Below are 7,332 nucleotides of genomic sequence, written 5' to 3'. Positions count from 1 at the left end.
CTTGAGGTCGAGCAGCATGCCAATCGACAGGAAGAAGGCCATTAGCAGGACGCCCTGGATCGGCAGGGTGACCCGCTGCATGGTCTTGCGGTCGGTGCTGTTGCCCAGCAGCAGGCCGGCCAGGAACGCGCCATAGGCGGTCGACAGGCCGAACAGGCCGCTGATCGCCGCTGCCGCGAAGCAGTAGCCGAGCGCGGCCAAGGTCACCAGATCGGCCTGGCCGTGGGTCAGGTTGCGGAACGGCAGACGGACCCGGCCGCGTTTCCCCAGGAACCAGACAAAGAAGGCCAGGAACGCGATCGCGCCGACCAAGGGCAGCAGATCAGTGGGTTCGAACTCCTTACCCGGCGCCAGCGTGGCGATGATCAGCATCATCGGCACGATGGCGAGGTCCTGGGCGATCAGGATGCCGACCGCGCGCCGGCCGGTCTCGCGCCTGAGCTCACCGACATCTTCGAGCATCTTGATGGCGACGGCTGTCGACGACAGGGAGACGCCGAAGCCGATCAAGACGGCCAGTTGCCACGGCCAGCCGAACAACAAGGCAACGACGGCGACCACGGCGAGACTGATGACAATCTGCGCCGTCGTGCCCATGACGGCGAACTTGAGCACCGCCCGGAACGCCTGGATGCTGAGTTCCATACCGATCGCGAACAGCAACAGCAGCACGCCGAGCTCGGCCAAAAAACCGATCTGCTCGCGATCGTGGACCAGGCCCAAGCCGCTTGGACCCAGCACCACGCCGGCGACGATGTAGCCGACAATGGCCGGCTGGCGCAGCCAGCCCAGCACCAGCCCGAACCCCAGCGCCACGGCGATGACGATCGCGATATCGGTGAGTTCGTGGCCGTGCTCCATGGCGCCGTTATCGCGCCCCGGTCATGACTTGATTGCCCAGCCCTTTGACCGCCGCGGCGATGCGGTCGGGATCGTCATCGGCCAGGCATGTCACGCCGAAGACGATCAGGCCCGTGCCCCGGTAATCCGGGTTGCTGTGGATCGAGGGTTCGCCGCGTTCCAGCGCCAGCTTGACGTCATCAGCGTCGGCCCGGTTCGCGTCGACGGCCATGTGCACCACGGGTACGCCGGACCCGGTGGAGTCGGCGACGACACTGACATCGGCCCAGTCGACGTCGCCGAGCCCGGCGGCCAGACGCTCCGCCAAGGTTTGCCATCGCGCCGCCAGGCGGCCGTCGGCTTCTTCAGCAAATGTCATCTGGAGCGCGGTGATCAGGCCAGCGATCTGCTCCTTGCCCACCTTGCACGGGCGGCCGATACCGTGACGGGGGATGCCCGCCAACCGCTCCAGGTCGATCAGGGATGGCGGCGGCGACCAGGTATGGCGGTCGACGTCCATATCGAGCTGCTGCAGCGCGGCGCTCATGATGAGGTCGCGCCGGCCGGCCAGCATGCCGGAGGCCTGCGGGCCGCCGATGGCCTTGCCGCCGCTGAACGCGACCAGATCCGCGCCGTCGTCGATGAAGCGCTTGAGGTTGGACAAAGGCGGTAGCTGGGCGGCGGCATCGACGATGACCGGCACGCCGTGCTCGCGGGCGATCGCGACGACGTCGGCCAGCGCGGGTTGGCTGCCTGGGGCGGCGACGTAGTAGATGGCCGCCGTTTTGTCGGTGATTGCCGCAGCGTAGTCCCAGGGTTCGGCATCGCGCACGCCCGATCCGGCAAAGCGGTCGGGCAGGCCGACCTCGACCAGGCGGGCGCCGGCCGTGCGCACGGCGTGATCATACATGTTGCGCTGGCTGCGCGCGACGATGACCTGGTTCTTCAGCCCGCGCGTATCGGGCAGGCGATCCATGGCGGCGGCATCAAGCCCGGCAATCGTCGCCGCCGTGGCTAGCAGCAGGCCGGCGGCCGCGCCGGACGTCACATAACCGGCCTCCGCGCCCGTCGCGTCGGCAATCACCTTGCTGGCGGCGGCCTGCAGGTCGACGATTTCGACACAGCGCGCGGATGCCTCGGCCATGGCCGAGGCCACTTCCGGGCGCATCAGGCCGCCGCTCAATCGGGTCGCCGGCCCGTTGGCGTTGATGATGGTCTTGACGCCCAAACGGGCGAACACATCGGACACGATAGCTGGCTTCGCCCCCTTACCCCGCAAGCACCTTCCGCGCGGCCAGCTCCCCGCTGCGCGCGGCCCCGTCCATGTTCGACGTCAGCACGTAGTCGCCGCAAAAGTGCAGCCCGTCGACAGACGCTTCCAGTGCCGCCTGATGTCGCATGCGACCGGGGCTATAGTGTGGCAGGGCGTGGCGCCAGCGTCTGTAGCCGACCCGTGCAATGCGGTCCGATAGCTGGGGAAAACGTTCGACCAACGCGCGTACGGCGCCGGATTGGACGGTCGCCGCCGGATCGTCCCACAGGGGCTTGGCGAAGACGTCGTGGACATAGGAATGGAAACAGCCGCCGTCCCTGTCCATGTCACCCGGCGTGCGCAGCACGAAACCGTTTGAGTTGTAGGTCTGGTCGGGTCGCGAGGGCACCATCGGATAGGGTGCAACGCTCTGTCCGTCGGCCGCGATCGAAATCGGTGTCGCGATGTTGCGGCCATAACGAATGGCGCCGAGCGCCTCGCGCTTTTCTTCCGGCAAGTCGGCGATCACGTTCAAGGCAACCGGCGCCGGCAGGGCACTGACGACACGGCGCGCCGTCGTTTCATGGACACCGTCTTTCCCGATCCCGGCGATGTGGTAGCCGCCCTGGATCGCGCTCACCGACAGCACCTCGGTGTCCTGCGTCATCACCGCGCCGCTGGCTTCGGCGAGTGCCCGGGTAAGCTGGTTCGTCCCGCCCTTGAAGACCGTGTCGCCACGGTTGGAGCGGGCAACCGGCCGGTCGGTGAAGGCGCTGGTCCGGTCGTCGCCCCAGATCAGCATCAGACCATAGAGCGAGATCTCGATGGTCGAGCCGAAGATCAGAGAGCCGCACCACGTCTCGAAGAAAGTCATAACCGCCGGTGGTGCGTCGTCGAGCCACTGGGCGACCGAGACCTGATCGAGTTCGGCGCTGTCAGCCGGCCGCCGGTTGGCCTGCTCGTCCTCCAGCCTGGCGATCCATGCTTCGACGGCCGCCGGGTCATCGCTGTTCGACGGATCGAAGGCGCGCAGATCGTTGCTGTGAAAGCCGCTGGGGATGAGCTCCAGGCCCAGTTCGTCGGCCAGCTCGATGACCTTGATCTTATCGTCGCTGACGTACTGCGCCGCATAGTTGGCCCAGGTGCCGTCGTCGAAGGACTCCGATAGGGTGCGCCCGCCGATATGGCTCGCGGCCTCGATCACCTCGACGTCGAGATCGCGCAGGTGATAGGCCGCGGTCAAACCAGCGACGCCCGAACCCAGCACCACGACATCACGCATACGTTCTGCTCCGGCGATCGACATATTCCATTCTAACGATTGGGCGGCCCATGCCGATGGTGCATGTTTGCAGGCACAAGCGAAAGGAGGTCTTCGCGATGGCTGATCCGATCATGGTGGATTCCCATGTTCATCTGTTCCGTTCCAAGGAGGAGGGACAGGCCGACAAGGACGGCTATGAAATCTGGGAGTACGGCGAGAAGCCCCATGTCTGCTTCTCCGAAGCCTTTGGCACCGTCGACGAAGTGATGGCGGATCTCGCTGCGACCGGCATCTCCAAGGCCGTGGTCGTCAATCTGTTTGTCGGCGAGGCGATACGTGCGGAGAAGCGCGCTCTAGTGCCGGAGTCCGCCACCGGCCGAGAACGCGACGACGCCTATGACCGGATCGACGCCGAACTGGCTGACGAGCTCATCGCGTTCAATCAGTGGATCTGCGACGTCTCGCGCGCCCACGGCGAGATCGTCCCGTTTGTCGCCGCCGACGTCTCCGTGCTCTCCGCTGACGAATGCGCTGCCCATGTCCGTTGCATGGTCACCCGGAACGGCGCGCGGGGCGTCAAGCTGCACGGCGCGTCCCAGGGTTTTTCGATGTCCGATGAAAGGCTCTGGCCGACCTATGCGGTGTGCCAGGAACTGGGCGTTCCCGTCATCGGCCATTCCGGCCCCGACACGGCTGGCGCCGGCTTCGCCGAACCGCGCGGTTTCGCCGACATGCTGAAGGCGTTTCCCGACCTGACCGTCGTGCTGGCCCATATGGGCGGCGCGACCTGGGATCAGGCGCGCGAAATCGCCGACAACCACGCAAACGCCTTCTTCGATTGCTGCGAAATCATCGAATGGACCGACGGCACAAACGCGCCGACGGAGACTGAACTCGCCCAACTGATCAAAGATGTCGGTCCCGAACGTGTGATGATGGGCTCGGACTATCCCTGGTACGATCTGGACCACTCGATCGAGCGGGTCATGGAGTTGCCGCTGCTGTCGGCCGAGGAAAAGGAAGGCATCATTGGCGCCAACGCGATGTCGATCCTGAAGCTCTGAACACAGACGCCAATCGACCGATAGGTTTGTCGCGTCTTCGTGCACGGCACTTGCCAACTTTGTCGAGGCGGGTTTCGATGACGCGTGACGACTCGTCGGATTGAAGACCCGGCTCTATTCGTCGAAAAACGAAGAGCGCCAACGCAGCGGGATTCCAAAGGGGGATTTGACGATGGTGACCGTCTATTTCGCGACCAACCGCAACATGACTGGCTCGTCGAAAAAGCGGGGCTTTGGCAAGACGTTCAACGAGAAGGGACCGCACGTTGTGCGCCTCGGCTGGGCGGAGGTCGAAGGCAGGTCCGTCAAAATCCATGTCGCCGAAGAAACGCTCGAAACGCCGGACGCGGCAAAACGAATCTTGGGCAGCACGGAAGTCTTCGGTCGCGTCATGCGCAAGATGGCCAAGCACTCGCGCGACACGCTCGTCTATATCCACGGCTTCGGTTTTTCGTTCGTCGAGGCTCTTCAGTACGCGGCCAAGCTGAAGCAACACTATAACGGCCAAGGGCCCATCAACGTCTTTGTGTTCAGTTGGCCCGGCGACGGCAAGATGATTCCGCTTTATTCCTATTTCAGCGATCGCAGCGATGCCCGGAACTCCGGCATGGCGATGGCGCGTACGTTCTTGTTCTTAAGGGACTTCATCAACGAACTCGGCCGCGACGAGCAGGAGTTCTGCGGGCAACGGCTCCACTTGCTCGCTCATTCCATGGGCAGTTACGCGCTTCGTCACGGACTGCAGGGCATCCGGCACGAATTGAGGGACGACATTCCGCGTCTGTTCGACAATGTCATTCTGGCGGCGGCCGACGAGGATGACGATACGTTCGAACACGATCACAAAATGCGCAAACTGCCGTCGATCTGCCGCCGTGTTCACGTCTACTTCAGTCCTGACGACAGGGCGCTCCTGATCAGTGACAAGACGAAGGGCAGGCCTGATCGGCTGGGATCGGACGGACCGCGTTTGATCGACGATCTGCCGCGAAAGATCGCCTTGATTGATTGCCGCGACGTCGACAATTCAAAGGAAGACGGCAAATCCGACATCCAGATACATCAGTACTACCGCCTGCGGCCGGAGGTTATCGCGGACATCACGGACGCGCTGGCCGGCACGCCGCCCGAGACCGCGCCAAACCGCAAGTACAACCCGGCGACCCGGAGCTATCGCCTTCTGCCGGCCAGTTAGACACCGGCCAGCCAGTGTTGTCCGCGCACCGATAGAGGAACACAAGCCATGGAACCTTTGAACGAGTTGATCGGCGACGCCGAGGATCTGGGCGAAGCTGATGAGATGGCGGTGATTGACCGGTTGGTGCCGGTCTCTGGTCTCAAGGTGGCTGATGTCGGTTGCGGCGGCGGGCGTATCACGCGGCAACTGGCAGAGCGCGGCGCGAACACGCTGGGCGTCGAGCCCGATCCAATCCAGGCCGAGAAGAACCGCACCGCCGATGCCGTGCCCGGCCTGACCTTTGTCGAGGCCCCGGGTCAGGCGTTGCCGGTCGACGACGCCTCCTTGGACGGCGTCTTCTTCAGCTATTCGCTGCACCACGTGCCGCGCGAGCATATGGACGCCGCGCTCGCCGAGGCGGTGCGTGTGCTGAAGCCCGAAACCGGCTTCCTCTATGCGATGGAGCCGATGCTGGGTGGTGACATGGAGGCCGTCTACCGGTCGTTTCATGACGAATCGGGAGAGCGCGCGCTGGCTTATGACGCATTGAAGCGGGTGGCCGAACCGCGCTTTGCGGAGGCCCGCGAACTGCGCTACCGCGAGCCCGTGCCTTATGACAGCTTCGAGACCTTCGTCGACGAAGTGTCCGGCACGACCTATGAGGACTTCCCGCGCGAAATCGTCGATACGCCCGACGTCAAGGCGAGGTTCGAGGTTGGACGCGCGGAAGACGGTTATGTCTTCACCCAGCACATCCGCATCAATCTCTACCGCGGACCGCTCGCCTAGAGCAATTCGCGTTCTATCTGATTCGCTTGCGATCCAGATAGAAGGCGTGGATCTGCTCTACCTGTTTGATCGAGACCGAGTTCGCAGACCTAAAGCAGCGCAAGCTGATCGCTGTCGGCGGTCGGCCTGATGAACTGGCGGGTGTCGAGTACCCAGTTGCGGCGGTTGAGGCCCAGACGCCTGGCGGCAATGCCGAAGCGGCGCGAGATCATGTCGGCGAACGGGCCGGTGCCGACCTGGCGCTGGCGCCACTTGGGATCGTAGTCGCGGCCATTCCGGCAGTCCTGGATCAGGCTGATGACGCGTTTGGCGCGGTCCGGTTCATGGGTCTCCAGCCATTCGCGGAACAGATCCTTGATCTCCAATGGTAGGCGGAGCAGCACGTAGCTGGCGCTGGTGGCGCCGGCGTCGCGGGCGGCTTCCAGCACCGCCTCCATTTCCGCGTCGTTCAGGCCCGGAATGATCGGCGCGAACAACACGCCGGTATCGACGCCGGCCTCAGTCAGCCGTTTGATCGCGTCGAGCCGGCGTTGCGGTGTCGAGGCGCGCGGTTCCATGCGCCGGGCGAGGTCGCGGTCGAGCGTCGTGATCGAGAGATAGGTACGCGCCAGCTTTGCCTGGCCCATCGGTCCCAGGATGTCGGCGTCACGGGCGATCAACACCGATTTGGTGACGATGCCGACGGGGTGGCGGCACTCCGACAACACCTCCAGCACCGATCTTGTGATGCGGTGCTGGCGCTCGATCGGCTGATAGGGATCGGTGTTGGTGCCCATGGCGATGACCCGGGGCCGGTACCCGGGCCGGGCCAGCTCGCTCCGCAGCAGCCGGGCGGCATCCGGCTTGACCAGCAGCTTCGATTCGAAGTCCTGGCCCGGCGACAAGCCCAGAAAGGCATGGGTCGGCCGGGCAAAACAATAGACGCAACCGTGCTCGCAGCCGCGAT

At 64.4% G+C, this 7,332-nt stretch carries 7 protein-coding genes; 3 read left to right on the top strand and 4 right to left on the bottom strand.

What is annotated here, in order from left to right; translation table 11 throughout:
* The 3 genes from AAF563_25150 to AAF563_25140 all read right to left on the bottom strand — a co-directional run.
* The coding region (locus AAF563_25150; protein MEM7124587.1) for a cation:proton antiporter at positions 1-861 on the bottom strand (861 nt) is incomplete at its 3' end.
* Between the two features lie 7 nt (positions 862-868).
* On the bottom strand, positions 869-2,089 hold the full coding sequence (locus tag AAF563_25145) for a DegT/DnrJ/EryC1/StrS family aminotransferase (protein ID MEM7124586.1): 1,221 nt from the start codon (positions 2,087-2,089) through the stop codon (positions 869-871).
* 19 nt (positions 2,090-2,108) lie between these two features.
* Positions 2,109-3,374 carry an FAD-dependent oxidoreductase gene (locus AAF563_25140; protein MEM7124585.1) on the bottom strand — a complete coding sequence of 422 codons (1,266 nt, stop codon included), beginning with the start codon at positions 3,372-3,374 and terminating at the stop codon, positions 2,109-2,111.
* Positions 3,375-3,472: 98 nt separating this feature from the next.
* On the opposite strand from AAF563_25140, the gene AAF563_25135 reads away from it, so the two are divergent.
* The 3 genes from AAF563_25135 to AAF563_25125 all read left to right on the top strand — a co-directional run bounded on the left by AAF563_25135 (position 3,473) and on the right by AAF563_25125 (position 6,386).
* A complete protein-coding gene (locus AAF563_25135; protein ID MEM7124584.1) occupies positions 3,473-4,420 on the top strand; it encodes an amidohydrolase family protein in 948 nt (315 codons plus the stop codon).
* 172 nt (positions 4,421-4,592) lie between these two features.
* On the top strand, positions 4,593-5,615 hold the full coding sequence (locus AAF563_25130) for an alpha/beta fold hydrolase (protein ID MEM7124583.1): 1,023 nt from the start codon (positions 4,593-4,595) through the stop codon (positions 5,613-5,615).
* Between the two features lie 48 nt (positions 5,616-5,663).
* Positions 5,664-6,386 (top strand): class I SAM-dependent methyltransferase, encoded by a 723-nt coding sequence (locus AAF563_25125; GenBank protein MEM7124582.1) that lies wholly within the window; start codon positions 5,664-5,666, stop codon positions 6,384-6,386.
* 89 nt (positions 6,387-6,475) lie between these two features.
* Here the strand turns inward: AAF563_25125 and AAF563_25120 are convergent.
* Positions 6,476-7,332 (bottom strand): PA0069 family radical SAM protein (locus AAF563_25120; GenBank protein MEM7124581.1); only part of this gene is annotated, 857 nt, incomplete at its 5' end.

It is taken from the genome of Pseudomonadota bacterium, from assembly GCA_039028155.1.
Lineage (GTDB): Bacteria > Pseudomonadota > Alphaproteobacteria > SP197 > SP197 > JANQGO01.
The sequence above is the reverse complement of the archived record's forward strand: the minus strand, read 5'-3'. Positions and strand labels throughout refer to the sequence as shown.